General features: G+C 71.5%; 27 protein-coding genes. 18 read left to right on the top strand and 9 right to left on the bottom strand.

Annotation, left to right across the window (positions count from 1 at the left end; all coding sequences use genetic code 11):
- Window positions 1–233 precede the first annotated feature (233 nt).
- The 5 genes from ACGFU6_RS15960 to ACGFU6_RS15940 all read left to right on the top strand — a co-directional run bounded on the left by ACGFU6_RS15960 (window position 234) and on the right by ACGFU6_RS15940 (window position 5,474).
- On the top strand, window positions 234–1,679 hold the full coding sequence (locus ACGFU6_RS15960; RefSeq protein ID WP_393611282.1) for a hypothetical protein: 1,446 nt from the start codon (window positions 234–236) through the stop codon (window positions 1,677–1,679).
- Between the two features lie 88 nt (window positions 1,680–1,767).
- Window positions 1,768–2,364 (top strand): dihydrofolate reductase family protein, encoded by a 597-nt coding sequence (locus ACGFU6_RS15955; RefSeq protein ID WP_393611281.1) that lies wholly within the window; start codon window positions 1,768–1,770, stop codon window positions 2,362–2,364.
- A 124-nt stretch (window positions 2,365–2,488) separates the two neighbouring features.
- The gene (locus ACGFU6_RS15950) at window positions 2,489–2,860 is read left to right on the top strand and encodes a YciI family protein (protein ID WP_393611279.1); all 372 of its coding nucleotides are present in this window, start codon (window positions 2,489–2,491) and stop codon (window positions 2,858–2,860) included.
- Window positions 2,857–4,089 (top strand): RNA polymerase sigma factor, encoded by a 1,233-nt coding sequence (locus tag ACGFU6_RS15945; protein ID WP_393611277.1) that lies wholly within the window; start codon window positions 2,857–2,859, stop codon window positions 4,087–4,089. Before ACGFU6_RS15950 ends, ACGFU6_RS15945 begins: the two co-directional genes overlap by 4 nt.
- Window positions 4,090–4,220: 131 nt before the next feature.
- A complete protein-coding gene (locus ACGFU6_RS15940; protein WP_393611276.1) occupies window positions 4,221–5,474 on the top strand; it encodes an MFS transporter in 1,254 nt (417 codons plus the stop codon).
- A gap of 12 nt (window positions 5,475–5,486) precedes the next feature.
- Here the strand turns inward: ACGFU6_RS15940 and ACGFU6_RS15935 are convergent, their stop codons facing one another.
- Entirely contained in the window at window positions 5,487–6,611 is a 1,125-nt protein-coding gene (locus ACGFU6_RS15935) for an FAD-dependent oxidoreductase (RefSeq protein ID WP_393611274.1), read from the bottom strand.
- A gap of 202 nt (window positions 6,612–6,813) precedes the next feature.
- On the opposite strand from ACGFU6_RS15935, the gene ACGFU6_RS15930 reads away from it, so the two are divergent.
- Window positions 6,814–7,299, top strand: a complete 486-nt coding sequence (locus tag ACGFU6_RS15930) for a MarR family winged helix-turn-helix transcriptional regulator (protein ID WP_393611272.1) — start codon at window positions 6,814–6,816, stop codon at window positions 7,297–7,299.
- 50 nt (window positions 7,300–7,349) lie between these two features.
- Here the strand turns inward: ACGFU6_RS15930 and ACGFU6_RS15925 are convergent, their stop codons facing one another.
- The gene (locus tag ACGFU6_RS15925; RefSeq protein ID WP_393611270.1) at window positions 7,350–7,601 is read right to left on the bottom strand and encodes a DUF397 domain-containing protein; all 252 of its coding nucleotides are present in this window, start codon (window positions 7,599–7,601) and stop codon (window positions 7,350–7,352) included.
- The gene (locus ACGFU6_RS15920; protein WP_393611268.1) at window positions 7,598–8,419 is read right to left on the bottom strand and encodes a helix-turn-helix domain-containing protein; all 822 of its coding nucleotides are present in this window, start codon (window positions 8,417–8,419) and stop codon (window positions 7,598–7,600) included. The genes ACGFU6_RS15925 and ACGFU6_RS15920 overlap by 4 nt, the downstream gene beginning before the upstream one ends.
- 111 nt (window positions 8,420–8,530) lie before the next feature.
- On the opposite strand from ACGFU6_RS15920, the gene ACGFU6_RS15915 reads away from it, so the two are divergent.
- The 5 genes from ACGFU6_RS15915 (at window position 8,531) to ACGFU6_RS15895 (ending at window position 11,757) form a co-directional block, all read left to right on the top strand.
- Window positions 8,531–8,986 (top strand): ATP-binding protein, encoded by a 456-nt coding sequence (locus ACGFU6_RS15915; protein ID WP_393611267.1) that lies wholly within the window; start codon window positions 8,531–8,533, stop codon window positions 8,984–8,986.
- A gap of 15 nt (window positions 8,987–9,001) precedes the next feature.
- On the top strand, window positions 9,002–10,057 hold the full coding sequence (locus tag ACGFU6_RS15910; RefSeq protein WP_393611265.1) for an NAD(P)/FAD-dependent oxidoreductase: 1,056 nt from the start codon (window positions 9,002–9,004) through the stop codon (window positions 10,055–10,057).
- A complete protein-coding gene (locus tag ACGFU6_RS15905) occupies window positions 10,054–10,713 on the top strand; it encodes an SAM-dependent methyltransferase (RefSeq protein ID WP_393611263.1) in 660 nt (219 codons plus the stop codon). Before ACGFU6_RS15910 ends, ACGFU6_RS15905 begins: the two co-directional genes overlap by 4 nt.
- A gap of 60 nt (window positions 10,714–10,773) precedes the next feature.
- On the top strand, window positions 10,774–11,328 hold the full coding sequence (locus ACGFU6_RS15900) for a DinB family protein (RefSeq protein ID WP_393611261.1): 555 nt from the start codon (window positions 10,774–10,776) through the stop codon (window positions 11,326–11,328).
- A 69-nt stretch (window positions 11,329–11,397) separates the two neighbouring features.
- A complete protein-coding gene (locus ACGFU6_RS15895) occupies window positions 11,398–11,757 on the top strand; it encodes a hypothetical protein (protein WP_123523343.1) in 360 nt (119 codons plus the stop codon).
- Between the two features lie 42 nt (window positions 11,758–11,799).
- Here the strand turns inward: ACGFU6_RS15895 and ACGFU6_RS15890 are convergent, their stop codons facing one another.
- Window positions 11,800–12,681, bottom strand: coding sequence for a LysR family transcriptional regulator (locus ACGFU6_RS15890; protein WP_393611259.1), 882 nt, complete (start codon window positions 12,679–12,681; stop codon window positions 11,800–11,802).
- A gap of 70 nt (window positions 12,682–12,751) precedes the next feature.
- Between ACGFU6_RS15890 and ACGFU6_RS15885 the strand changes: the two genes are divergently transcribed.
- A complete protein-coding gene (locus ACGFU6_RS15885; protein ID WP_393611257.1) occupies window positions 12,752–13,066 on the top strand; it encodes a hypothetical protein in 315 nt (104 codons plus the stop codon).
- 75 nt (window positions 13,067–13,141) lie between these two features.
- On the opposite strand, the gene ACGFU6_RS15880 is transcribed toward ACGFU6_RS15885, so the two are convergent.
- A complete protein-coding gene (locus tag ACGFU6_RS15880; RefSeq protein ID WP_393611255.1) occupies window positions 13,142–13,765 on the bottom strand; it encodes a YceI family protein in 624 nt (207 codons plus the stop codon).
- A gap of 226 nt (window positions 13,766–13,991) precedes the next feature.
- Between ACGFU6_RS15880 and ACGFU6_RS15875 the strand changes: the two genes are divergently transcribed.
- The gene (locus ACGFU6_RS15875) at window positions 13,992–14,513 is read left to right on the top strand and encodes a hypothetical protein (RefSeq protein ID WP_393611253.1); all 522 of its coding nucleotides are present in this window, start codon (window positions 13,992–13,994) and stop codon (window positions 14,511–14,513) included.
- An 83-nt stretch (window positions 14,514–14,596) separates the two neighbouring features.
- Here ACGFU6_RS15875 and ACGFU6_RS15870 read toward each other — a convergent pair whose 3' ends face one another.
- Genes ACGFU6_RS15870 through ACGFU6_RS15860 form a run of 3 tightly spaced genes read right to left on the bottom strand, consistent with a single transcriptional unit; the run spans window position 14,597 to window position 18,116 of the window.
- Complete coding sequence (locus ACGFU6_RS15870) at window positions 14,597–15,352, bottom strand: copper homeostasis protein CutC (RefSeq protein ID WP_393611252.1); 756 nt, start codon at window positions 15,350–15,352, stop codon at window positions 14,597–14,599.
- The gene (locus ACGFU6_RS15865) at window positions 15,349–16,872 is read right to left on the bottom strand and encodes a M81 family metallopeptidase (protein ID WP_393611250.1); all 1,524 of its coding nucleotides are present in this window, start codon (window positions 16,870–16,872) and stop codon (window positions 15,349–15,351) included. Before ACGFU6_RS15865 ends, ACGFU6_RS15870 begins: the two co-directional genes overlap by 4 nt.
- A 23-nt stretch (window positions 16,873–16,895) precedes the next feature.
- Complete coding sequence (locus ACGFU6_RS15860; RefSeq protein WP_393611249.1) at window positions 16,896–18,116, bottom strand: ROK family protein; 1,221 nt, start codon at window positions 18,114–18,116, stop codon at window positions 16,896–16,898.
- 287 nt (window positions 18,117–18,403) lie between these two features.
- Between ACGFU6_RS15860 and ACGFU6_RS15855 the strand changes: the two genes are divergently transcribed.
- The 5 genes from ACGFU6_RS15855 to ACGFU6_RS15835 are packed head-to-tail and all read left to right on the top strand — an operon-like array spanning window position 18,404 to window position 24,762.
- On the top strand, window positions 18,404–20,221 hold the full coding sequence (locus tag ACGFU6_RS15855; RefSeq protein ID WP_393611247.1) for a peptide ABC transporter substrate-binding protein: 1,818 nt from the start codon (window positions 18,404–18,406) through the stop codon (window positions 20,219–20,221).
- A 50-nt stretch (window positions 20,222–20,271) separates the two neighbouring features.
- Entirely contained in the window at window positions 20,272–21,231 is a 960-nt protein-coding gene (locus ACGFU6_RS15850; protein WP_393611246.1) for an ABC transporter permease, read from the top strand.
- Window positions 21,228–22,124, top strand: coding sequence for an ABC transporter permease (locus ACGFU6_RS15845; RefSeq protein ID WP_393611244.1), 897 nt, complete (start codon window positions 21,228–21,230; stop codon window positions 22,122–22,124). Before ACGFU6_RS15850 ends, ACGFU6_RS15845 begins: the two co-directional genes overlap by 4 nt.
- Complete coding sequence (locus ACGFU6_RS15840; RefSeq protein ID WP_393611242.1) at window positions 22,121–23,830, top strand: dipeptide ABC transporter ATP-binding protein; 1,710 nt, start codon at window positions 22,121–22,123, stop codon at window positions 23,828–23,830. The genes ACGFU6_RS15845 and ACGFU6_RS15840 overlap by 4 nt, the downstream gene beginning before the upstream one ends.
- Entirely contained in the window at window positions 23,827–24,762 is a 936-nt protein-coding gene (locus tag ACGFU6_RS15835; RefSeq protein ID WP_393611241.1) for an ROK family protein, read from the top strand. Before ACGFU6_RS15840 ends, ACGFU6_RS15835 begins: the two co-directional genes overlap by 4 nt.
- A gap of 79 nt (window positions 24,763–24,841) precedes the next feature.
- On the opposite strand, the gene ACGFU6_RS15830 is transcribed toward ACGFU6_RS15835, so the two are convergent.
- The gene (locus ACGFU6_RS15830; protein WP_393611240.1) at window positions 24,842–25,492 is read right to left on the bottom strand and encodes a peptidoglycan-binding protein; all 651 of its coding nucleotides are present in this window, start codon (window positions 25,490–25,492) and stop codon (window positions 24,842–24,844) included.
- Window positions 25,493–25,789: the final 297 nt, after the last annotated feature.

The raw sequence follows: 25,789 nt of genomic DNA, 5'->3' as shown, positions 1-25,789 counted from the left end.
AGCACGGCCCGGCGGCCGAGGCGCCGTCGTCGGCTCCCGGCGTGATCCCCCGAGTTCCCGGCATGACTTCCTGAGTTCACTGCACGACCTCTCGCATGCGCGGCAACCGGACCCGGGCGTCAGCACATCACATACGGACAGGGGCGATCCAGGCCCGCCCCAAACGGTCCCGGCACCGGATCCGGCCCCGCCCGGCCCGCGCACCGCTCGGCCATGTGGGTTACGTTCGAGGTATGCGGAACAGACCGTTCCCGGCCCACCTGCTCCCGGCGCTCCTGGCCGGACTGCTGCTGATCCTGTCGGCGGCCGCCCTGGTCCTGGCGCTCGCCCCGGCTGCCACGCCCGCCCCGCGCACCACTCCCGCCGCTGCTTCGGCCGTACGCGCCTCCACCGTCGACGAGGTGGCGCAGGCGCTGCGCAAGAGCCCGGTCTACGTCGACCCGGCCGCGTCCGCCCAGCTCTCCCGCGGCCAGGCGGCCGCCCTGACGAAGAAGATCAAGGACGCCGACAAGCCGGTGTTCGTGGCCGTGCTCCCGCAGACCTCGGCCTTCCCCGCGTCGAGCGTGCTCAGGACGCTGCGCACCGACACCGGGATCACCGGCGTGTACGCCATCCGGCTCGGCGACGGTTTCAACGCGGGCGCCGACCCGCAGGTGATGTCCGAGCAGGCGGTGCGCAACCTCACCGCTGCCGTCAAGGCACCGGGCGCGGCCCCCGATGCCGCGACCCAGCTGAACGGCTTCGTCGACCGCGCCGTCGAGCAGGCCGGGGGCCACGCCCCCGACTCCTGGGGCGGCGCCTCGTCCGGCGGGAGCTCGTCCACCGCCGGGCTGATCGCGGTGGGCGCCGTGGTCGTCGTCGGCGGCGCGGGGGCCTACACGATCGTGCGCCGCAACCGCAGGCGCAAGGAGGCCGAGGAGCAGGCGGCGCTCGACAAGCTCCGGGTCGTCGTGGACGAGGACATCACGGAGTACGGCGAGACGCTGGACCGGCTCGACTTCCACCCGGCCGAGGCGGGCGCCGACGACGCGATGCGCGCGGACTACGAACGCGCCCTCGACTCCTACGAGAGCGCCAAATCGCGCATGGAGCACGCCCGGCACCCCTCCGACGTGCGCGCGGTGACCCAGGCACTGGAGGACGGGCGCTTCTCGCTCGCCGTCCTGGACGCCCGGCGCACCGGGGCCGAACTGCCCGCGCGCCGCCCGCCCTGCTTCTTCGACCCCCGCCACGGCCCGTCGGTGGCCGACGTCCGCTGGTCCCCGTCGGGCGGTGCGGCCCGCGAGGTCCCGGTCTGCGGCGCCGACGAGGTCCGGCTGCGCGAGGGCGAGGACCCGATGAGCCGCACCGTGGACATGGGCGACGGCAGCCGCCGCCCCTACTGGGAGGCGGGCCCGGCCTACGGCCCCTGGGTGGGCGGCTACTTCGGCGGCGGCCTGCTGCCCGGCCTGCTGGTCGGCACGATGCTCGGCTCGATGCTCTCCACCCCGGCGTACGCGGCGGAGTACGGCGGCGGCGACTTCGGCTCGGGCGGTGACTTCGGCGGCGGCGACTTCTCCGGCTCCGACTTCGACTCCTCGGGCTTCGGCGGCGGCGGGTTCGGTGACGGCGGAGGCGGCGGGTTCGGTGACGGCGGCGGATTCGGCGGCGGCGGGGACTTCGGGGGCGGCGGGTTCTAGGGCCAGGGCCCGTCCCGCGATGAGTTTCGGACGGCGCGTCAGTCTCTGTTGCCGTAACCCTGATCCGAAGTACCGAGGAGTGAGTGGCATGCGCGTGGTCATCAGCGAGTTCATCAGCCTGGACGGCGTCGTGCAGGCACCGGGCGGCGCCGAGGAGGACCGCGACGGCAGCTTCGCGCACGGCGGCTGGTCGCACCCGTTCTTCGACGCGGAAGTGGTCGGTGCCTCCTTCAGCGAATCGCTGGCCGGTGCGGCTGCCCTGCTCTTCGGCCGCCGCACCTGGCAGACGATGGCAGCGGCCTGGCCCGAGCGGGCGGGCGACCCCTTCGCCGACCGGATGAACGCCCTCCGGAAGTACGTCGTGAGCGACACCCTGGGCGACGACGACCTGACGTGGCACAACACCGAGCGCGTCCCCGGCGAGGGGGCCGCCGCCCGCATCCAGGAGCTGCGGGAGAAGGGCGAGGGCGACCTGCTCGTCATGGGGAGTCCCACGCTCGTGCGCGGACTGCTCGGCGAGGGCCTGGTCGACGAGCTCCGGCTCGTGGTCATGCCGGTGCTGCTGGGCGGCGGCAAGTCGATCTTCCCGGCGGACGGCGGACTGCGCACGCTCGAACTGGTCTCGGCCGTCACCAGTCCCGCGGGCGTCCAGGTGTGCACCTACCGGCCCGCGCCGAAGGCGTAGCGGCGGGCCGCGTTCCTCCGGGCGGGCCGCAATTTCCTGCGGCGGGGATGTCAAGACGGCAGTGACGGCTCCGACCAGAGGGTGCGAGGGCCCGCCGGGGCCCGTCAACCACGAGGAGTACACGATGAAGTTCCTGATCGGCCTGCACATCAACCCCGCCGTCCTGGACGCCCTGACGGACGAGGAGAAGGAAGCGCTCGGCGCCGGCCACGGCGCGTTCCTCGAAGCGCTGAAGAGGTCCGGCGAGCTGATCAGCACCCAGGCGCTGGTCGACCCGTCCCAGGCCGTCGTGGTGTCCGTGCGCAACGGGCAGCCGGTGGTGACCGACGGGCCCTTCCTGGAGGCCAAGGAGTTCCTGGGCGGCTTCTACCTGATCGACTGCGAGGACAAGGGCCGGGCCATCGAGCTGGCGGCACAGATCCCGGACAGCGCGATCGAGGGACTGGGCGTCGAGGTGCGCCAGGTGATGTTCGCCGACGGACAATTGGAGGCATGACACAGCCGACCGTGGAGGACCTGCTGCGTGACCTCACGCCGCAGGTCCTCGGCACGCTGGTACGCCGCAACGGACGGTTCGACGGGGGCTTCGAGGGGTGCGAGGACGCCGTGCAGGAGGCCGTCCTCCCCGCGGCCGTGCAGTGGCCGGCCGAGGGCGTGCCGGACAACCCGCGCGGCTGGCTGGTGACCGTCGCGTCCCGGCGCTTCATCGACCAGGTGCGCAGTGAGCACGCGCGCCGCGAGCGGGAGGCGGCCACGGCCGCCGAGCTGCCGCCCGACGGCGTACCGGACAGCGACGACACGCTCCTCCTGCTGTTCCTGTGCTGCCACCCGACGCTGACGGCGGCCTCCAGCACGGCCCTGACGCTCCGGGCGGTCGGCGGCCTGACCACGGCCGAGATCGCCCGCGCGTTCCTGGTGCCGGAAGCCACGATGGCGGCCAGGATCAGCCGGGCCAAGCAGCGGATCAGGGCTGCCGGGAGCACGTTCGGGCTGCCGGACGGTGCGGAGCGCGAGGAGCGGCTGCGGGTCGTCCTGCACGTGCTCTACCTGATCTTCAACGAGGGCTACAGCGCCTCGTCCGGCAGCGAGCTGTACCGCGCCGACCTCGCGCGCGAGGCGATCCGGCTGGTCCGGGCGGTGCACGCGCAACTGCCGCAGGACGGCGAGGTGAGCGGCCTGCTCGCGCTGATGCTGCTCACCCACTCCCGCCGCGAGGCGCGTACGACGGCCGACGGTGACCTGGTGCCGCTGGACGAGCAGGACCGTACGGCGTGGGACCGCGCGATGATCGACGAGGGCCTGGAGCTGGCGAAGGCCTCGCTGGCACGGCAGACCCTGGGGCCCTACGCGCTCCAGGCGGCCATCGCCGCCACGCATGCCGCGGCGGACGCCGCCCAGGAGACCGACTGGGCGCAGGTGCACGCCCTCTACCTGATCCTGGAACGGATCGCGCCCAACCCGATGGTCACCCTCAACCGGGCCGTCGCGCTCACCGAGACCGAGGGCCCGGCGGCCGGGCTCGCCCTGCTGTCCACCCTGGACGCCGACGACCGGATGGCCGGCCACCACCGGCTGATGTCGGTACGCGCGCACCTGCTGGAGCGGGCCGGCGACACGGCCGGCGCGTACGAGCACTACCGGCTCGCCGCGAAGTCGACCGCGAGCCTCGCGGAGCAGCGCTACCTGGAGTCCCGGGCCCGCCTCGTGCGGCCCCGGACCCCGTAGCACCTGGCTGCACAACCCGTGGTTGTGCCGGGCGGCGGTCCGTTGTTTGCTCCCGGCGCCCGGACTCGCTTTGATGCCGGAGGACCGGCGGGCGCCGGCCGGGACCGGCGGGAGGCGTACGGGTGCGGGGCATGGCCGGCAGGCGGTCGCTGGGGCGGAAGTTCGGATGGCTGTGGGCGGCGTACGCGGTCAGCTCCTACGGGACCGGGCTCGGGTTCGGCGCGTTCCCGCTGATCGCGGTGCTCGTGCTGCACAGCGGGCCCACCCAGGTCGCGGCGCTGGCCGCGACCGGGCGGGCGGTGGGGGCACTGCTCGCGGTGCCGCTCGGCCCCTGGGTCGAGTTCCGGCCCAAGCGGCCCGTCATGGTGTCGATGGACCTGATCCGGTTCGCCGCGCTGATGAGCGTTCCCGCCGCCTTCGCGCTCGGCGGCCTCGGCTTCACCCAGCTCCTCCTGGTCTCCGTCGTCGTCGCGGCGGCCGACATCGCTTTCAAGGCGGCCAGTGGCGCGTACCTGAAGGCGCTCGTACCGTCGCGGGACCTGCTCGTCGCCAACGGCCGGTTCGAGTCCACCAACTGGACCTCGACCATGGTCGGACCGCCGCTCGGCGGAGCCGCCATCGGGCTGTTCGGCCCGATGGCCACCGTGATCGCCGACGCGGTCAGCTACCTGCTCTCGGCGCTGGGCATCCGCGCCATCGGCGGCAGCGAACCCGGCCCCACGCGAAAGGGCGCACCCCGGCTGCGGGCCGGTGACCTGCTCGACGGCTGGCGCTACCTCCTCGGCCACCGCACGCTGCGCCCGCTGCTCATCAACTCCGTTGTCGTCAACGGCCTGATCATGGCGTCCGGCCCGCTGCTCGCCGTGCTCCTGCTGGGCCCGCTCGGCTTCGCCTCCTGGCAGTACGGCCTCGTGTTCGCGGCCCCCTGTATCGGCGGCCTCGTCGGCTCACGCCTCGCGCACCCGCTCGCGCGGCGGTTCGGGCGGGACCGGATGCTGCTGACGAGCGGGGTGCTGCGTGCGGTCTGGCCGATCGGGCTGGCCTTCGTGCGGCCCGGCGTACCGGGGATGGTGCTGATCATCGTCGTCCAGCTCGGCCTGGTGACCTGCTGCGGCCTGTTCAACCCGCTGCTGGCCACCTACCGGCTCGACCGCACCGGGCCCGACCGGGTCGCCCGCACGCTGTCCGCCTGGTCGGTCAGCAGCAGCGCCGCGATCGCGGCCATGACCGCCCTGTGGGGTGTGCTGGCCGCCGTCACCGGCCCCCGGACCGCGATCGCCGTCGCCGGAATCCTCCTCCTGGCCACCCCGCTGCTGCTGCCCCGCCGCGAGAGTCCCCCCGGGCCGGCACCCGCCGGCGCCGGGGAAGCGGTCGGCCGGGTCTGAGACCGGCCGGGCTCAGGCGGTCTCGTCGGCGGCCGCGAAGAAGCTGATGACGTCCTCCAGCGTGGGGTTGTCCGGTGACTCGGCCTCGGCCGCCCCGACCTCGGCGCTGCGGGGGAACATCACCCGCTCGTACGCTTCGAGGGCGGCCTCGACGTCGCCGGGGTGCGCGGCGAGGGCCTCACCCAGCTCCGCGCCGTCCAGCATGGCCAGGTTGGCGCCCTCGCCGTTCGGGGGGATGAGGTGGGCTGCGTCACCGACCAGGGTGACGCCCGGCACCCGGTCCCACCGGTGCCCGACCGGCAGCGTGTGGTGGGGGCGCACGACCGGCGCGGTGTCGCTGTCGGTGATCAGCGCGGTGAGCTCTGGGGCCCAGCCCTCGAATTCCCGCGCGATCCGCTGGGTGGCCGCGGGGACATCGGTGAAGTCGATCTCGGCGAACCAGGCCTGCGGCTCGGTCAGCATCGCGTACGTGTGGAGCGTCGCCCCGCTCTCCCGGTGGGCGGCCAGCTGGATCCTGCCCGGCTCGATCGCGAACATCGACCCGCCGCCGACCGCCTTCGCGGCGGCGGCGTGCCGCTCGTCGGCGTCGAACAGGTACGTCTCGACGAACGACATGCCCGTGTACGTGGGTACGTCGTCGGAGAGCACCGGCCTGACCCGCGACCAGGCCCCGTCCGCACCGACCAGCAGGTCCGTCACGGCGGTGGAGCCGTCGGCGAAGGTCACCTCGTGGCGTCCCCCGCCGAGGCTCCGGACGCCGCCGACCTTGTGGCCCCATCGGACGGTGCCCTCCGGGAGCGCGTCGAGCAGCATCTGCCGCAGCTCGCCGCGCTGCACCTCGGGGCGTCCACCGGTGCCGTCGTCGGGCTGGTCCATCAGCACGTTCCCCTCCCGGTCGAGCGCCCGCATCGCCTGGCGGCCCTCCAGGACGATGGAGCGGAACTCGTCCATCAGGCCGGCCGCCCGCACCGCCAACTGGCCGTTGTAGTCGTGGATGTCGAGCATCCCGCCCTGCGTACGGGCCGTGGGGGACGCCTCGGCCTCGTAGACGGTCGAGGGGATGCCGTGGACGTGCAGGACGCGGGCGAGCGTGAGGCCGCCGAGCCCGGCGCCGATGATCGTGACATGAGTGGTCATGCGTGAATCCCTGCCGGTCGCATGCCCGCCGGACGGGTTCCGGCGGGCTCTCCAGCAAGCGTCCTGGCCTCCGGCGACAGGCCGCCGACATCGCGCCGACACCGCACCGGCCGCGCCGACAGGGGACCGATACGGCGCCGGAGGATGCGGGGGAGCGCGAGGCGCTTGACCTCAAGTGGACTTGAGTTTCTACCTTCTTCCCATGACCACTTCGAGCAGCACCCCGGCCCCCTTCGCCCCGTCCCACGACGACGCCGGCCTCATCGCCCAGCCCATCGGATACTGGGCCAACGCGGCCGGTCAGGCGGTCGTCCAGAACATCCGGACCGCCCTCGGCGCCCTCGGCCTGACCCAGCCCGCCTGGTGGGTCCTGCACCACCTCAGCGAGCGCCCGAAGGGCTGGGACCGCGCGGAACTGACCCGGTTCCTCCGGTACTACCCGAGCTCCGGCGACGACCTGGAGGGCGACATCGACAGCCTCGTCGCCCGGGGCCTGGTCACCCAGGACGCGGACGGGCACCTGCTGCGCACCGCGTCGGGTGCGGAGCTGTACTCCCGTGCGTCGGCAAGGCAGTCGGAGCTGCGCCGCCAGGTGCACGAGGGCATCGCGGACGAGGAGTACGCCCGCGCCCTCAAGGTCCTCCAGCGCATGATCCACAACGTGCGCGGCGACGCCTGGCACCACTGATCCCGGCGGGCGGCCCTTGTTCTCCGCCCGCGCCGCAGGGGCTCCTGGTCCTAGAAGTCCGCGCCGAGGAACGCGGACCAGGCGTGCGGCGGGACGGTGAGGACGGGGCCGTCGATGACCTTGGAGTCCCGGATGTGCACGGCGGCGGGGTGGGCGGCGACCTCTACGCAGTTGCCGCCCTCGCTGGCGCTGTGACTGGACTTGCGCCAGTTGTAGGCGACTTCGAGGCAGTCGCCGCCCTCGCTGCCGCTGTAGCTGGACTTGAACCAGCTAAGGCTGGTGCCGTGTGCTGCGCGGGTCATGTCTCTCCAAGCAGTGCGATCAGTAGGCGCGTGCTCTCCTCGGGTGAGAGCGCCTGCGATCGGAGCATCCCATATTTCTGTTGGAGCACGCTGACCTCGTCCAGGTCATCGACCAGAAAGCTGACGCGTTGCCCTTCGATATAAGCCAGTTGATCGTGATCGGGCGTCTCCAGCAACACCAGTGGACCATCGAGCGCGGCATGCGTCTCGCGCCTCGTCGGCATGATCTGGAGGCCGAGAAAGGGCAGCTCGGCGTACGCGAGCAGGGACCGGATCTGATTGTGTAACACCTCACGCCCTCCGAGCGGTCGATGCAGGATCACCTCCTCCAGAAGGAAGTTCATCATCGGCCGGGGCCTGCGCTCCAGGAGGCTCCGCCGGGCCAGGCGTGCGGCCACGCGTTCGTCCAACTCTTCCGGTTCGAGCGGCGGGTAGAGGGAGCTGAACACGGCCCGCGCGTATTCCTCAGTCTGGAGGAGCCCGGGCACCACCTGGTTCTGGTACGACAGCAGCGTCACCGCCTCCTGCTCGTACTCCACGAAGTCCTGGACGAACGCCGGGAACCGCTCCTTCTGCGGCACCTTCTCCACCGCGACCTGCAACGCCTTCTTCGTGTCCAGGAGTTCGTCGAGCTGGATGGCGAAATCCAGCTGCAGGGGCCGCCGCCCCTGCTCGATCGAGGCGATCGTGTCCTCGCCCACGCAGCACCGGTCCGCGAGCGCCGCCTGCGTCAGTCCGGCCGCTCTGCGGAAGGTGGCGAGCTGGGCGCCGATCAGGTGCCAGGACGTGACGCGCTTGTTCTTCTTGGGTGACTGCATGAGGTGCCTCTCCCCGTAACGCATGCCGGACGACCCGTCAGGGGTCGTACAGCCGCGCCGTACGGCCTGACTCACTGATCAAAGATAGTGACTGCCTGTGACAGTCGTCTCATGAACGAGACGACTCAACTCCCCGGCTTTCGCGAGGCGTTCTACCGTCGCGAACGAAGGTCGATTCCGCTCGTGCGGACGTTCGTGCGGGAGGCGCTGGTCGACTGGGCGTGCGAGGTGCCGATGGGTGACGTGTTGCTGTGTGTGAGTGAGCTGGCGACCAACGCGCTCGTCCATGGCGTGCCGCCGGGGCGTGGGTTCCGTATCCACCTGTACTGGGAGCGGGCCGAGGGCAGGCTCCGTATCGAGATGCATGACAGCGGCGGCGGTGAGGTGCCGGCCGCCAGGTGCCCCGCGCCCGACGCGGAAGGCGGGCGCGGGCTGCTGCTGGTCTCGGCGCTCGCCGCCTCGTGGGGGGTGGGGGAGCGGAACCCGGGGAAGGTCGTCTGGTGCGAGTTTGCCGCTTCGGCAAGGATCTTTGCCGTATGCGAGGAGAGCGCGCACCATCTTCCGTAGATGGAGGTGTTTCGCATGAGCGAGAAGACGACGCGGACGACGCGGTCGTACGACGTGGTGGTGATCGGTGGCGGTGCCGCCGGGCTGAGCGGGGCCCTGGCGCTGTCCCGGGCCAGGCGTTCGGTGCTGGTGATCGACGCGGGCAGCCCGCGCAACGCACCGGCGTCCCACGCGCACAACTACCTGGGGCGCGAGGGCGTCCCGCCCACGGAGCTGCTGGCCATCGGCCGGGACGAGGCGTCCGGGTACGGGGCCGAGATCGTCGAGGGCGAGGCCGTGTCGGCGCGGAGGCTGCCGGGCGGAGCCGGATTCCGGGTCGAGCGGGAGGACGGGAGCGCCGTCACCGCGCGCCGTCTGCTCGTCACCACCGGGCTCGTCGACGAGCTGCCGGCGATCCCGGGTCTGGCCGAGCGGTGGGGCCAGGACGTACTGCACTGCCCGTACTGCCACGGCTGGGAGGTACGGGACGCGCCGATCGGCGTTCTGGCCCTGAGCCCGATGGCCGTGCACCAGGCTCTGCTCTGGCGGCAGTGGAGCGAGGACGTCACCCTCTTCCTGCACGACGCGCCCGAGCCCACCGACGAGGAGTACGAGCAGCTCGCCGCGCGGGGCATCGCCGTGGTGGACGGGGAGGTGACCGGCATCGAGGTGAACGGGGACCGGATCACCGGGGTGCGGCTGGCCGGCGGCCGGGTCGTGCCGCGCGGGGCGGTGGTGGTCCAGCCGCGCTTCACCGCGAGGTCCGGGGTCCTGGAGGGGCTCGGGCTGCGCGCCACCGCGATGGAGGTGGGCGGTCACACCGTCGGTACGTACATCGCGGCCGATCCGGCCGGTGCGACCGACGTGCCCGGTGTGTGGGTCGCCGGTAACGTCGCCAACCTGATGGAACAGGTCATCGGGGCCGCCGCCGCCGGGCTGAAGGCGGCCTCCGCCGTCAACGCCGACCTGGTGGGCGAGGACACCCGCCGCGCGGTCGAGGCCCGCCGCGCCCCCTTCTCGGCGGAGGCCGAGCGCCAGGTCTGCGAGAAGACCCTCGGAAACCGACGTCACGGACTGCAGGAGACACGATGACAACCGACAGCACGTCCTCCCCCTCCGGCGCGGAACTCTGGGACGAGCGCTACCGCGAGAGCAACCGGATCTGGAGCGGGAATCCCAACACCGCGCTCGTCCGTGAAGTGGAAGGGCTGACGCCGGGGCGCGCGCTCGACCTCGGGTGCGGGGAAGGGGCCGACGCGGTCTGGCTCGCACGGTGGGGCTGGCAGGTCACCGCCACGGACATCTCGTGCGTCGCCCTCGACCGGGCGGCCGAGCACGCCGCCGACGCGGGGGTCACCGACCGGGTCGACTGGCAGTTCCACGACCTCGGGGTCTCCTTCCCCGAGGGGGAGTACGACCTCGTCACCGCCTCGTTCCTGCACTCGATGGGGGACCTGCCGCGCGAGGAGATCCTGCGGCGGGCCGCCTCGGCCGTCGCGCCCGGCGGCGTGCTCCTGATCGTCGGGCACGCGGGCTTCCCGTCCTGGGAGCACAGCCACGCGGACATGGAACTGCCCACCACCGAAGAGGTGCTGGCATCCCTTCAGCTCCCGGCGGGGGAGTGGGAGGTACTGGTCAGCGCGGAGCACGAGCGCGTGCAGAACGACCCGGACGGGAACCCCACCACCCGTACCGACAACGCGCTGAAGGTCCGCCGCCACCCCTCCGGCATACAGGGCGGGATCTGACCTATACGGCTTCTACGGTCGTTCCTGACGGCGGAACAGGAACGACCGAAGGCGGAGACCATGAACGTCAACGAGACGGCCACTCACGAGACGGCCGCACCGGCCCCCGACGGCGAGCGCGCGGATCTGCTGGAGGCGCTGGCCAAGCAGCGGCACTTCCTGCGCTTCACCACCCGTGACCTCACCGACGAGCAGGCCGGGCTGCGGCCCACCGCGAGCGAGCTGTGCCTGGGCGGTCTCATCAAGCACGTCGCCGGGGTCGAACGGTCCTGGGCGGGGTTCATGGTGCACGGAGCCTCGGTGATGCCGGACTTCACCGCCTTGACCGAGGAGGACTGGGCCCGCCGGGCCGACGAATTCGGCATGCTGCCCGGGGAGACGCTGGAGGGCGTGCTGGCCGACTACGCGGAGGCGGCGGACCGGACCGACGAGCTGGTCTCCACCCTGCCCGACCTGGGCGTCAGCCACGCACTGCCGAAGGCTCCCTGGTTCGAGGGAGATGCGGGCTGGTCGGTGCGCCGGGTGCTGATGCACGTCGTCGCGGAGACCGCTCAGCACGCCGGGCACGCCGACATCATCCGCGAGTCGCTCGACGGTGCCAAGAGCATGGGCTGACCCGGGCCCGGTCCAGTGACGCCGGGGTGGTGGCCGTTACCCCGCTCCGGCTCAGCCGTTGGGTCGATCATGAATACCCGACGCCTGACCACCGCGGTGGGCACCCTCGCCGCCACCGCCCTGCTGGCACTGATGGTGCCCGCCACGACCGCCCACGCCGCCGAGTGCGGGGTCCGCTCCGACGGCCGGCTGTACTGCGGCAACGCCGTGGGCGCGAAGGGGTACGCGGACCGCTCCTACCGTTCGGCGACCCGCGGCACGCTCACCACCGGGTTCAACTGGTTCGCCTGCTGGGGTCACGGCGACCCGCACCAGGGCCAGAACGACATCTGGTACTGGACCCAGCTCGACAACGGCCAGTGGGGCAACGTCCCCGCCGTCTCCCTGAAGACCGGCGTGGACCCGGCCCCCGGCCTTCGCGAGTGCTGAACCGGCAGCCGTAGCAGGACCCGCACGCCGGACCCGGCGACGTCACCCGACAGGGCTCGGACCCTGGTGCGTCGCCGGGTCCGTCCGCGTCCGGCTCGCGGCCACCGCCGCGTCGGCGAACGAGGCGACGAGCGGCCGGTGATCGAGCCGCGACCAGGCGACGACCATCCGGCTGGGCGGCGCATCGGTCACCGGCCTGTGGACCAGCCCCGGATGGGCGGGTTCGACGGACGAGCGCGGCAGGACCGCGATCGTCCGGCCGAGCATGATCATCTGAGTCATCTGCGCCACGTCCACGATCTCCGGCCCGCTCCCGCCGTCGGGCACCCCCTTCCAGCGCGGCAGCGTCTCGCCCTCCAGGTCGGCCATCCGCAGCTCGTCGCGCGCGGCCAGCCGGTGCTCCCGCGGCAGGATCGCGACGCGTCCTTCGACGAACAGGGTCCGGTGATCGAGCCCCGTGAGGTCGTCGAACGGTGCGTACAGCAGCGCCAGATCGGCCCTGCCGTCGCGTACGTGGTCGGCGCGGTCGGTGGCACCGCCGAACAGGACGTCCACCCGGCGGGCGTCGGGCAGACGGGCATACGCGGCGAGGATCCCGGACAGCAGGTTGGCATCGCCGCCGGGCTTGATCACCAGGCGTAGATGCGCCTCGGCCACACCGGCCCGGCGCGCCGCCTGAGCCGTGGCGCTCACCGCGTTGAGGGCGTGGCGGCCGTGGTGCAGCAGCGCCTCCCCGGCCGGGGTCAGCGAGACGCGACGGCTGGAGCGCACGAGGAGCTGTACCCCGAGCCGCGATTCGACGCGCTGAACCGCTTTCGACAGGGCCGGCTGAGCGATGGACAGGCGCGTGGCGGCCCGGCCGAAATGCAGCTCTTCGGCGACCGCCACGAAGTACTCGATCTCACGCGTCTCCAGATCACTCATGCCCACAGGTTATCGATCCAGGCTCGATCGGTCTTGGACTTCATGTCCTACGCCGGGGTTCGATTGGCCCATGATTCACCACACGATGATCGTTTCCTTCGACAATCCCGTCCCGGACTCCGAGCTGGATCAGTTCCTCAAGGACATCGAACACCTCATGTGCGACTCCGGAGAGGTCCGGATGTTCTCGGCGAAGCGCCACATCCGGGTGCCCGCCGACGACCACAGTCCCGTGTTCGCCGCCACCGCGATCGTGCGGTTCGGCGTCGCCGACCTCGACGCGCTCAACGCCTCGTTCACGGCCCCCGGATCCGAGGAGCTCATCCGGCGCTGGCAGGGCCGGCACCCGTACAAGGTCGTCTGGGCCAACCACGAGCCGCTCTGATGACCGGTGGCGGTGCCTGACCGCACCGGCGGGATCGAGCCCCTGCTCCGCCCGCCCCGGCCGCCGCCGCGGGCGTCAGGCCTGCGGTGCGGCGGCCTTGATCGCGGAGATGTCGAAGTTCAGCTTCACCTTGTCGCTGACCATCACGCCGCCGGTCTCCAGCGCCGCGTTCCAGGTCAGGCCCCAGTCGGAGCGCAGGATCTCCGTGCCGCCCTCGAAGCCGACGCGCTCGTTGCCGTACACATCGGTGGCGGAGCCGTTGAACTCCAGGTCGATGGCGAGCGGACGGGTGACGTCCTTGATGGTGAGGTCGCCGGTGACGCGGTACTTGTCGCCGCCGAGCTGCTCGGTGGAGGTCGAGCGGAACGTCATGAGGGGGAACTTCTCGGCGTCGAAGAAGTCGCCGCTGACCAGGTGGCCGTCGCGGTCCGCGATACCGGTGTCCACGCTGGCGATCTTCACGTCGATCGAGACGGCGGAGCCGGCCGGGTTGCCGCCGTCCAGCTTCAGGCTGCCCTCGTGCTCACCGAAGGAGCCGCGCACATTGGTGACCATCGCGTGGCGCACGGTGAACCCGATGCTGCTGTGGGACGGGTCGATCGTGTAGTCGCCGGTGAGGGCGGCCAGGGCCGGGTCGACGGTGGCGGTGGTGGTCGCGGCGGTCGCGGTGTCGTTGTTCCTGCGGTTGAACAGAGCCATGGCTCCTCCTCGGGGACGTGATCGAGCGGGCTCGACGTAGTTGTTTAAGCTTCAACGAGATTTACCGTAACCCCATCTGCTTCAAAGTTCAACATCTGGGGTCCAGGTTGTTCGCCGCGCCGTCACGCATTCACGTGACCATCACTCCACGCCCTCTGGCGGACGCGCGTAGAACTCGGGCACTATCTCCCTGCCCCCACGTTGTCATGCACAGGAGGAGTCCCCCATGGTGTCCCGAATGACGCTGCGCCCCGTCCTGACCGCTCTCGCCCTCGTCCTGGGAGTCCTCTTCGCCCCCGGAATCGGTGTCGTCTCCGGTGCGACGGACGCCTTCGCCGTCAGCAAGCTCACCCACAGCCAGGCGACCGCCAGATTCAGCTCGTCCGGTGTCACCTGGTCGTCCTCCGGCGGCTGCTCCAACCGCAACGTCGCCACCTGCACCTCGTTCGACCAGCTCAACCTCCCGAGCGCCCAGGGCGCCCAGACGCTGAAGAGCGCCACGGGGTGCGCGCTCAACATCACCGGCGGCACCGAGACCGGGCACGCCAGTGGCACGTACTCGCACTGGAACGGCTACAAGCTCGACCTGGGCAAGACCACCTGTCTCACCAACTACATCCACGGCGTGTTCAGCTACATCGGTCTGCGTGGTGACGGCGCGCCCCAGTACCAGTCCGGCTCCGGCAACATCTACGCGGACGAGGGCAGCCACTGGGACGTGACGTACTACAACTGCGGCGGCTGCTGACGCCCTCCGGCCGGCCCCGCGTATGACTGCGCCCCCGCCCGGAACCCGGGCGGGGGCGCAGTCATACGCGGGGCCGGCGGTGGTCAGCCCGCCGACTCCAGGGCCCGTCGCGCCCCGGCGACGACCTCGGGGTCGGTGACGAAGTGGGTGTCCTGCTCGGCGGACGCTCCGCCCGCGCCGAGGGGGACCCAGGTACCGCCGGGCCGGCGCGGTGCGCGGGTCTTGGCGGAGAGGTGGACGGAGGCGACACCGGCCGAGAGCAGTGCCGGGATGTCGGCGAGACGCACGCCGCCGCCGGCCATCACCTGCACGCCGGGGGCGGCGGCGACCATCGCGGCGATCGTCTCCAGCCCGTCGGCCGCGGCGGGCGCACCGCCCGAGGTGAGGACCCGGGTCAGGCCGAGGGGGGCCAGCAGCGCGGCGGTGGCCACCGGGTCGGCGGACTGGTCGACGGCGCGGTGCAGGGTGACGTCCACCGGACGGCCCGCGCCGCGCGCCGCCTCGGCGAGCCGTGCGACCGCGACCGTGTCCAGGGCGCCGTCGGCGGTGAGCGCGCCGATGACCACTCCGGCGGCGCCGGAGGCGATGACGGACCGTACCTCGGCGGCCATGAGCGCGATCTCCTGCGCGTCATGGACGAAGTCGCCGGGCCGGCACCTGACCAGCACCTGCACCGGCAGCCCCTGAGCCGCGACCGCCTCGACCAGCGCGGCCGACGGAGTCAGGCCGCCCAGCTCCAGGGCGGAGCACAGCTCGACCCGGTCGGCGCCGTTCTCCCTGGCGGCGCGGGCGCCCGCCGGTGAGGTGACGGCGATCTCCAGGGCGGGACGGGCGGTCACTCGTCGTCCCCGGTCAGCGGCTGGTCGGAGGCGGGGATGACGCGGGCCGACAGGTCCGGGTCGGCCATCTCCCGGTCGAACGGGAACATCGGGCGGCGGATGCGGTGGTGACCCAGGCGCACCAGGTCCTGGTCCACGCCGCCGGGGGTGAGCGCCATCTTCCAGCCGGCCGACATGTCGAAGAGCTCGGGCTCCAGGTAGCCGATCTTCACGATCACGACGTCGGCGCCCCGCGGGTCGAGCCCGAGGCCGGTGAAGTCCGCTTCGTGGTGGTACGGCTTACGGAGCTCCGTGAGGATCGCGTACACACTGCCCACCCGGATCACGACCTCGGTCCGGGCGTCGCGGTCGCCGTGCCGGACGGAGTGCACCGTGCCGGTCAGGGTGACCGGGCCCGCGTGCCGGTCGTCCACCTCCGCCCCGGCGGTGACGGTCACGGTGGCGCCGACACCGGCGGCGACGGCCGTCGCGACGGCGTCCGGGCCCGGCACCGAGGCGTAGATGACGGTCGGGCCGTCGTCCTCCCGGAACTCCGGGCGGGCCAGCAGCCGGGTCAGCCCCCAGGTCATGTCACCGGAACCCCCGGCGGTCGGGTTGTCCCCGGTGTCGCTGATGAAGTACGGGCGCCGGTCGGATCCCAGGGCCTCGTCCAGGATGGCGTCGAAGGTGCCGGTCGGGGCGACGAAGTCGAAGTCGTCGCGGGCCTTCCAGAAGCCCTCGGCCAGACGCTCCGCGCCGGCGGACACGGCGGCCCGGTCGGTGCCCGTGACCACCACCGCGGCGCGGTTGCGGGGTTCGTCGGCCCAGGCGTAGCCGACCCAGATCGCGGCGTCGGTCACGCCGTCCATGGCCTCGACCTCGTCCACCGCCGCGTACACGCTCCTGGCCGGCTCGATCCGGGTGGAGGTCTGCTCGCCGGCCAGCAGCACCGGTACCGGCACCCAGGCCTTGACCGGACGGGGCGCCCCGGAGGTCAGCAGTTCCACCAGGTTGCGGACGGCCCGCTCCTTGGTCTCCATGTGGTCCTCGTGCGGGGCCATCCGGTAGCAGGTGATCAGGTCGCTGCCGTGGACGAGTTCGCGGGAGACGTTGCCGTGCAGGTCCATCGAGGTGGAGATGATGACGTCGGGCCCGACGGTGGCGCGGATGCGGTCCAGCAGGACCACCTCGGCGTCGTCGATGCCCTCCACGGTCATCGCGCCGTGTATGTCGTACCAGAGGCCGTCCGGGCGGGGCAGCGCGGCGAGCCGTTCGATGAGCTCGTCGGTCAGCTCGGTCCAGGCGGCGGCGGTGACGGTGCCGCCCGGCAGCGACTTGCCGACCAGGGCGCCGTGCCAGTCGGCCGCCTCGCGCAGTTCCTCACCGGCGGCCAGGAAGGGGTAACGGTCCAGCACCTCGGCGCCGCGCGACGGGCGGAAGGCGGCGGCCCGGGTCCGGGCGGGGGAGAAGGTGGAGGACTCGATGCCGAGCCCTGCGATGGCGATGACCGGGCGGGATGCTGCGGTGCGGGATTGCGACATGGCTCCTCGTAGGGGGTCGGGTGTCAGACGTGACGGGGGGCGGGAGCGCCGGACCGTTCGGCTCCGCCCACCTCGTGCAGGGCGTGGGCCAGGGCGCGTTGCAGGGCGAACTGCCCGGCGCCGACCAGTCCGGCGTCGGCGCCGAGCCTGGTCCGCTCGATGGTGAGGTGCTCGGTGACGAGCGGGTGGCAGCTCTCGTAGAGCCGGCTGCGCACGGCGGCGACGAACTGCTCCAGGGTGGAGAGGATGCCGCCGAGGTAGACGGCGTCCGGGTTGAAGAAGTTGACGTTGGCGGCCAGCACCTGGCCCAGGTAGTCGCCGGCCCTGCGGACCGTGCGGGTGGCCAGCGGATCGCCGTCCAGGGCCAGTCGTGCCACGTCCTCCGTGCTGCTCACATCGGCCCCGCGCTCGCGCAGGATACGGACCAGCGCGGCGCCGGACGCCACGGTTTCCAGGCAGCCGGTGTTGCCGCAGGAACAGGGGATACCGGCACCGGCGTCGATCCGGATGTGGGTGATGTCCCCGGCGGCGCCGGTCGCGCCCCGGTAGAGGCGCCCCTCGGCCATCACGCCCGCACCGATAGCGGACCCGATCTTCACCATGATCGTCGGAGCGTTCCCGTCGAGCCGGACGGTGTGTTCGCCGACCGCCATGCAGTTGGCGTCGTTGTCCACGGCCGCCGGGACCCCGAAGCGCTCCTCCAGCCAGGCGGTGACCGGGAAGCGGTGCCAGCCGGGCATCCGCGAGGGCCGGACGACCGACCCGGAGGCGATGTCCACGGGTCCGGGCAGCGAGAGCCCGACCCCGCGCAGGCGGCCGGGGCCGCGCTGTGCGGCCAGCGCTTCCAGCGCCTCGGCCAGCCGGGGCAGGGCGGCCTCGGGCCCGTCGGCGATCAGGAAGGGGACGGTCGAGACGTCGCTCAGGCCGCCGCCCGGAAGGACCACGCCGATCCTGGCGTGCCGGCCACCGAGGTCGGCGGCGACGGCGAACTCGTCCTGGCTCCCGATCCGCAGCGCTTTGCGGGGGCGCCCGCCGGTGGAGGACTGGGTGCCCTCCTCGGCGACCAGGCCGCGTTCCACCAGGTGTCCCACGGCGAGGGAGATGGTGGAGGCGGCGGCCCCGAGGCGTGCGGCGAGTTCGGTACGTGACGTCGCCTCGCCCGATGCGATCAGTTCCAGAACACGCACGGCCAGGGACGGGGTCCCTTTCGTGGCCTTGCGGTCCCACGTACTTATTCCAGTCATGTACAAAGTTACTTCCGCAACGGGGTATGTGGCGGAGACGATACGCCCGCACTTCGCACAGGGGAACAGCCTCATGAAGGAAGTGCGTCACCCGTAAAATCCCCTTTATCACCCCAAAGGGACCCAAGTTGTCGGGAGGAATGGGGCGAGAGGGCTTTCGTCGAAAGTGCAGTAACTTACTTGTTATTAATTCTTGTTTGTTTCTTCGGCAATGGCGGCGTTAGCTGTCGTGAACGCAGCGCCGACCCTCCCGAGCGGCTGCGGGCCCTTTCACTCCGAGGAGAGTCATGATCCTTACCCGCACGGCGAACAGCCGCCGCTGGGCCCTCACCGCGGGCGTCGCCACCACGGCGGCCGTTCTGCTGTCCGGCTGTTCCGGCGGGGGCACGACCTCGTCCGGCGCCGGCTCGAAAGACAGCATCAACTACGCGCTGCCGGCGAACTTCACGCCGAACTGGATCCTCCCGGTCGGCACCGCCTCCCACCTGAACACCAACAACGCCTCGATATCCCAGTCCCTCTGGGAGCCCCTGATCGCGTACGACGGCTCCACCGGCAAGGTCGGCTGGAACAAGAACAACTCGCTGGCCACCGGCGCCGACTTCGCGAAGGACAGCAAGAGCGTCACGATCACCCTCGGCGACCGGCACTGGAGCGACGGCGAGAAGATCACCTCGCGCGACGTGCAGTTCTGGTTCAACCTGGTCAAGGCCAACAGGGAGGACTGGGCCAGCTACAGCCCGGGCAAGGCGCCGGACAACTGGACCTCGCTGAAGATCGCGGACGACACGCACTTCACGATCACGTTCGACAAGGCGTACAACACGCAGTGGATGCTCGCCAACGAGCTGAGCATGATCCGCCCGATGCCGCAGCACGTCTGGGACAAGACCGGCGACGCGGGCAAGGTGTCGGACCTCGACCTCACCCCCGCGGGCGCCAAGAAGGTCTGGGCGTACCTCAACAGCGCCGCCAAGAAGATCTCGGCCTACGCCACCGACCCGCTCTGGAAGACGGTCAGCGGCCCGTACACCATCAAGTCGTTCTCGACGGCGGGCAAGGTGCAGCTGCTGGCCAACGCCAAGTACGACGGCGGCGGCAAGGCCAACATCAAGACGGTGAACCTGCTGCCGTTCACCACCGCGGACGCCGAGGAGAACGCACTGCGGGCGGGCACGGTCGACTACGGCTACATCAACGCCACCAACCTCAGCCAGGAAGCGTCCTTCACCGCCAAGGGCTACACCCTCAAGCCGTGGGCCGGCTGGGCGATCACGTACATGCCCTACAACTTCAACAACCCCACCATGGGCCCGGTCTTCAAGCAGCTCTACGCACGCCAGGCGATCCAGATGTCGGTCGACCAGGCGACCCTCTCCAAGGTGATCTTCAACGGCACCGCGGTCTCGACCTACGGCCCCGTTCCGCAGGGCCAGACCTCAGCCTTCGTCTCCGCGAAGCAGAAGGACAACCCGTACCCCTTCTCCACCGACAAGGCGAAGAAGCTGCTCACCGGCCACGGCTGGGCCGAGCAGGGCGGCACCATGGTCTGCACCCACCCGGGCAGCGGCGACGACCAGTGCGGCGCGGGCGTGGACAAGGGCACGAAGTTCCAGATGCAGGTGCTGTCGCAGTCCGGCTCGACCGTCACCGACAACCTGATGAGCGCCCTCCAGTCCTCCTTCGCCAAGTCCGGCATCGGCTTCGGCATCAAGACCGCCCCGGTCAACTCCGTTCTCGCGCAGGCAGGTCAGTGCAAGGCCGGCGACTCCGGCTGCAAGTGGCAGCTCTCCTTCTTCGGCAGCGCGGGCAGCTGGTACTTCCCGGCCTACCCGAGCGGTGACTCCCTCTTCGCCACCGGCGGCGCTTCCAACTTCGGCAGCTACACCAACCCCGCCGTGGACAAGCTGATCGGCGAGACCACCACCGACTCCTCCGCCGTCGCCATGCAGAAGTACAGCGCCGCGCTGGCCGAGGACCTTCCGGTGGTCTGGCTGCCGGAACCCGACTACCAGGTCTCCGTGGTCAAGAGCGGCCTCGGCGGGTTCGCCCAGGACTCGCTGGCCAACTTCCACCCCGCCATGTGGAAGTGGACCAACAAGTAGGCCCGGTCGCCGACCATGCGCATCACTGAGCCGAAGCGACCGGAAAACACATGAGTACTTCCTCTTACCTGATCAGGCGGGTCCTCCAGGCCGTCGTGGTGATCGTCATCGTGACGATCGTGGTCTTCGGTCTGCTGCACGCCCTGCCCGGGGGTCCCGCACGCGGGATCCTCGGCCCGCAGGCCACGCCGCAGCAGATCACGTCCTTCAACCACGACCAGGGCCTCGACAAGCCGTTGCCCGTGCAGTACTTCTACTACCTGAACCAGCTGTTGCACGGCGACTTCGGGACCTCGTACACCCTCAACGAGCCGGTGTCCCAGCTCATCACCGAGCGGCTGCCGAAGACCCTGCTGCTCACCGTCCTGTCGGCGGTGGCCGGCCTGCTGCTGGCGATCCCGCTGGGTATGTGGCAGGCCATGCGGCGCAACAAGCCGGCGGACTACGTCATCACCACGCTGAGTTTCATCGCCTACTCCACGCCCGTGTACTTCCTCGGGCTGGTCCTGGTGCTGGTGTTCAGCCAGACGCTGCCGTGGTTCCCCTCCCAGGCGCCGCAGGGCGACACGCTCGCCCAGGTGATCTCCGATCCGCAGGCACTGGTCCTGCCGGTGGTCGCGGGCGCCGCCTCGATGATCGCGGTGTTCAGCCGCTACATGCGGGCGGCCACCCTGGAGAACCTCTCCGAGGACTACGTCAGGACGGCGCGGGCCGGCGGTACCCGCTCCCGCGCCCTCCTGCGGCGGCACGTGTTCCGCAACTCGCTGACGCCGGTGGTCGCCATGCTCGGGTACTACGTGCCGGTGCTGTTCGGCGGCGCGCTGGTGGTCGAGCAGCTCTTCAACTACCCCGGCATGGGCCTGCTCTTCTGGACCGCCGCCCAGTCCTCCGACTACCCGGTGCTCCTGGGCTGCGTGCTCGTCATCGCGGTCGCCACGGTGACCGGCACGCTCCTCGCCGACATCGTCCAGCGTGTCATCGACCCCCGAGTGAAGGCAGGCCGGGCATGAGCGCCGTCATCCAGCCGGGCCAGGTGCCCGCCACGGCCACCGCCCCCGCGGCGTCCGGCTCCCGCCTCGCCCTGCGCCGCTTCCGCCGCAACAGGCTCGCCGTGGTCGGGCTCGGCGTCGTGGCCTTCTTCTTCCTGTTCTGCTTCGTCGGTCCGCTGGTGTACTCCACCGACCAGACCCACACGATGCTCCAGCAGGTCAACCTCGCGCCCAGCGGATCGCACTGGCTGGGCACCGACGCCGTCGGCCACGACGTACTGGGCCGGCTCATGTACGGCGGCAAGGTGTCGCTCATCGTCGGTCTCGCCGCAGGCGTGCTGGCCACCGTCATCGGCACCCTGTGGGGCGCCGTCGCCGGCTACGCGGGCGGCTGGGTCGACGCGGTCATGATGCGGGTCGTGGACGCGGGGATCGCCATCCCGGCGCTCTTCATCCTGCTGGTGGTCTCGGCGATCACCACCCCGGACCTGACGGGAATGATCGTCATCCTGGGCTTCGTCTCCTGGCTGGTGCCCTCGCGCCTGATCAGGGCGGAGACGCTGAGCCTGAAGAACCGCGACTACGTGCTGACGCTCCGGGCGATCGGCGGGACGCACGGCCGGGCGATCATCCGGCACATCCTGCCGAACTCCGTCTCGACCATCATCGTCGCGGCCACCTTCCAGATCGCCGACGCCATCCTGCTCATCGCCTACGTCTCCTACCTGGGCCTGGGCGTCCAGCCCCCGGCCACCGACTGGGGCGGCATGCTGTCGGCCGGTCTCACCGCCGCGTACTCCGGCTACTGGTGGCTCATCGTGCCGCCCGGCCTGGCCATCATCCTGGTGGTGTGGGCGTTCAACGCGATCGGGGACGGGCTCCGCGACGCATTCGACGTGAGGGGACGCGGATGACCGTCACCAAGGGTCCCGCCGCACCGCAGGCCGGACCGATTCTCGAACTCGACGACCTCGGCGTCGTCTTCACCACGGAGACCGGCGAGGTACCGGCCGTGCGAGGGGTCTCCCTGCACGTCGAACCCGGCGAGACGCTCGCCCTCGTCGGCGAGTCGGGCTCCGGCAAGTCCACCATCGCGCTGGCCGCGATGGGCCTGCTGACCGGCAACGCCCGTGCCACCGGCAGCGCCGTCATCGCGGGCACCCAGGTGGTCGGCGCCCGGGAGAACGATCTCGCGTCGCTGCGCGGCCGCACCGCCTCCATGGTGTTCCAGGAGCCGGCCACCGCCCTTGACCCGCTGACCCGGGTCGGCAGGCAGATCGCCGAGGTGATCCGCAACCACCGCGAGATGTCCGCCAAGGACGCCTCGGCCGAGGCCGTCGTGCTGCTGCGCAAGGTCGGCATACCCGAACCGGAGAAGCGGGCCAGGGCCTACCCCTTCCAGCTCTCCGGCGGGCAGCGCCAGCGCGTGGTCATCGCGATGGCCATCGCCAACGACCCCGCCCTGCTGATCGCCGACGAGCCGACCACCGCGCTGGACGTCACCGTGCAGGCCGAGATCCTCGACCTGCTGCGCCGGCTCGCCGCCGACACCGGTACCGGCGTCCTGCTGGTCACCCACAACATGGGCGTCGTCGCCGACTTCGCCGACCGGGTCGCCGTGATGTACCGGGGCGAGATCGTGGAGACCGGACCGGTCGAGGACGTGCTGCTGCGGCCGTCCCACGACTACACCCGCCGCCTGCTGGCCGCCGTGCCCCGGCTGTCGGTTGCCGAGGCGGGCCAGGCGGCCCCGGCCGGCTCCGCCCCGGACCCGGACGCCGTGCCGGTGGCCGAACTGCGCGACGTCTGCGTGGACTTCGGCCGGGGCAAGAGCGCCGTGCGGGCCCTGGACGGTGTCTCGTTCGCCGTGCACGCCGGCCAGACCCTGGGGCTGGTGGGCGAGTCGGGTTCCGGCAAGTCCACCGCCTCCCGGGTCGCGCTCGGTCTGATCGCGCCGAGTTCCGGCACGGTCTCCCTGTTCGGCACCGACCTCGGCCGCGTCCGGTCCCGGGCCCGCCGGGCCCTGCGGGCAGGCGTCGGCGTGGTCCTGCAGGACCCGGTCGCGTCGCTGGACGCCCGGATGACGGTCGGCGAGTGCGTCGCCGAGCCGCTCAGGGTCCACCACCGGGGCATCTCCGCCGCGGACCGCCGGAGCAAGGTGGCCGCCATCCTCGACCGCGTCCGGCTGCCGCGCGACGTCGCGGACCGGGCACCCCGGGAGCTGTCCGGCGGTCAGCGCCAACGGGTGAGCCTGGCCCGTGCGCTGGTCCTGGAGCCCCGGCTGCTGGTCGCCGACGAACCCACCAGCGCGCTCGACGTGAGCGTGCAGCAGGCCGTACTGGAAGTGATCTCCGAGCTCCAGGACGAGCTGGGCTTCGCCTGCCTCTTCGTCTCCCACGACCTGGCCGTCGTCCAGCACTTCGCGCAGCGCGTCGTGGTGCTGCGGAACGGCCGGATCCAGGAGCAGGGCCCCACCGGGGCGACCCTCCTGCACCCGGAGACCGACTACACGCGCGGCCTGCTGGCCGCCGTACCGGTGCCGGACCCGGTGATCCAGCGCGGCCGCAGGGCAGAGCGACTGGCCGCACTCTCGGCCGTCCGAACGGAGGACCGGGCATGAACACGTACGACCGCAGGCTCTTCGCCGGTGTGGACATCGGCGGCACCACCACACAGGTGGTCCTGTGCGACGACGACCTGAGCGTCCTGGACCGGGCCGAGACGGCCACCCCGGCCGCTCACGGCGGCCCGGCCATGATGCGCGCGGCGCTGGACGCGCTGACCCCGCTGCTGGAGCGCACCCCCGGCCGGCTCGCCGGCTGCGGGGTCGGCGCCGCCGGCGTCGTGGACTCCGCCACCGGTCACATCCTGGTGGCCAGCGACTCCTTCACCGGCTGGGCCGGCTTCGGAGTGACGGACGCCGTCCAGGACGCCCTGGGGGTCCAGGCCTTCCTGGACAACGACGTCAACGCCTTCCTGTACGGGGAGACGTCGTCCGGCGCGGTCCGGGACGAGCCGGACGTACTCGGGATCACCCTCGGCACGGGCGTCGGCGGCGCGTTGTGGAGCGGTGGCAGGCTGTTCACCGGCCCGCACGGCGCGGCCGGCGAGATCGGGCACATCCCCGGCTTCGGCGACCTGCTCTGTTCGTGCGGCGGGCGAGGACACCTGGAGACCCTGGCCGCCGGCCGCTCCATCGGTGCCCGCTACGCGGAGCGCACCGGCCGGCGGCTGACCGCCCGCGAGGTCGCGGGGGCGGCGGAGCGCGGCGACGAGGACGCCCTCGCGGTGTACCGGGCCGCCGGTTCCGGCATCGCGCGGGCCATCGTGATGACGGCGGGCGTCGTCGACATCACGACGGTGGTCGTGGGCGGCGGGGTCAGCCACGCCTGGCCGCTGCTGGGCCCGGTCGTCCGCGCGTCGCTGGCCGAGGAACCGCCGGTCAGCGGTCACCCCGTCCGGCTGGTCCGGTCCGGCCTGGGCGCCGACGCCGTACCGGTCGGCGCCGCGGCACGGGCCAGGCGGGAACTCGCGGTGGGTTCCCGGGTCTGAGGAACCGCGGCCGCGCGTGTGAGGCGCCCCCTGTTCGGACACGGCCTGGGGGCGCCTGTATGCGTGGGGGGTGTGCGTCTCAGTAGACCGGGTCGACGGTGGGGCCCTCCTGGGCGAGCAGGTCACGGGCGAACTGCTCCCACTGCGCGTACGCGTCGGGGAAGGCCGACACCTGCACCGCCTGGCACACCTCGCCCGGCGGCCTGGTCTGCCAGTTCGCGATCTGGATCAGGCCCGGATTGCTGCCGAACGGGGCCACCCCGTAGAAGGACTTCGACGAGGTGGGGACGTCTGTGATCTGTTCCGGGGTTCCCCAGCCGGTACTGGGCCGCTGCTGGAAGATGCCGAGCGAATCGTGGTCGACCGGGGTCGTGTAGTTGACGAACTTGGATTCCTGCATGGCCGTCATCAGAGCGATGACCTGCCCCTGATCCGGAATCTGGGCGCCCTTTCCGACGCCGATGACGGTACGGGCGTTGGCGAGCTCGGCGGGCCCGAGATCGGCGGCGACCGTGAAGACCGTCCGCAGTTCGCTGTCCGGCACCGCCCGGAGCGACCGGGCGGTGGCGGCGTCGACCGTACCGGTGGGCCGGAGGCCGTGAGCGGCCTGGAAGGAGCGCAGGCCGTGGTGGGGGGTGGGTGCCGCCTGGGCGGCCGCCGGAACGGAAAGCAGAATACCGGCGGCGGCCGCGAGTGCGGCGATGCGCTGAGCCATTCTCTTCTGTCGCATGACGGCACGGTGTCGTGGACCCGAATATGGCGTCAAGGTCCATATCCTGAAAGGGAGTTGGTAGGCTGTGGTGAATCCGCTGTCGTCCCAGGTGAGGGAGTCGAGCGCGAAGGGGAATTGCGTGGAAACAAAAACAGGGGAATGCGCGCCGTCATCGGTTCGACCAATGGAGCAATTCCCTTTTGTTTCCCGTTGTCGCAAGTCTTGACGCGGCCGGCCGTCACGAAGCCGGGTGTCCGTACCCGTACCGACGCCCCGACAGGGCAGGGCCCCCGTCCCGCCCGGACGGGGGCCCTG

It is taken from the genome of Streptomyces sp. NPDC048462 (genome assembly GCF_043200175.1).
Classification (GTDB): Bacteria; Actinomycetota; Actinomycetes; order Streptomycetales; family Streptomycetaceae; genus Streptomyces.
The sequence above is the reverse complement of the archived record's forward strand: the minus strand, read 5'-3'. Positions and strand labels throughout refer to the sequence as shown.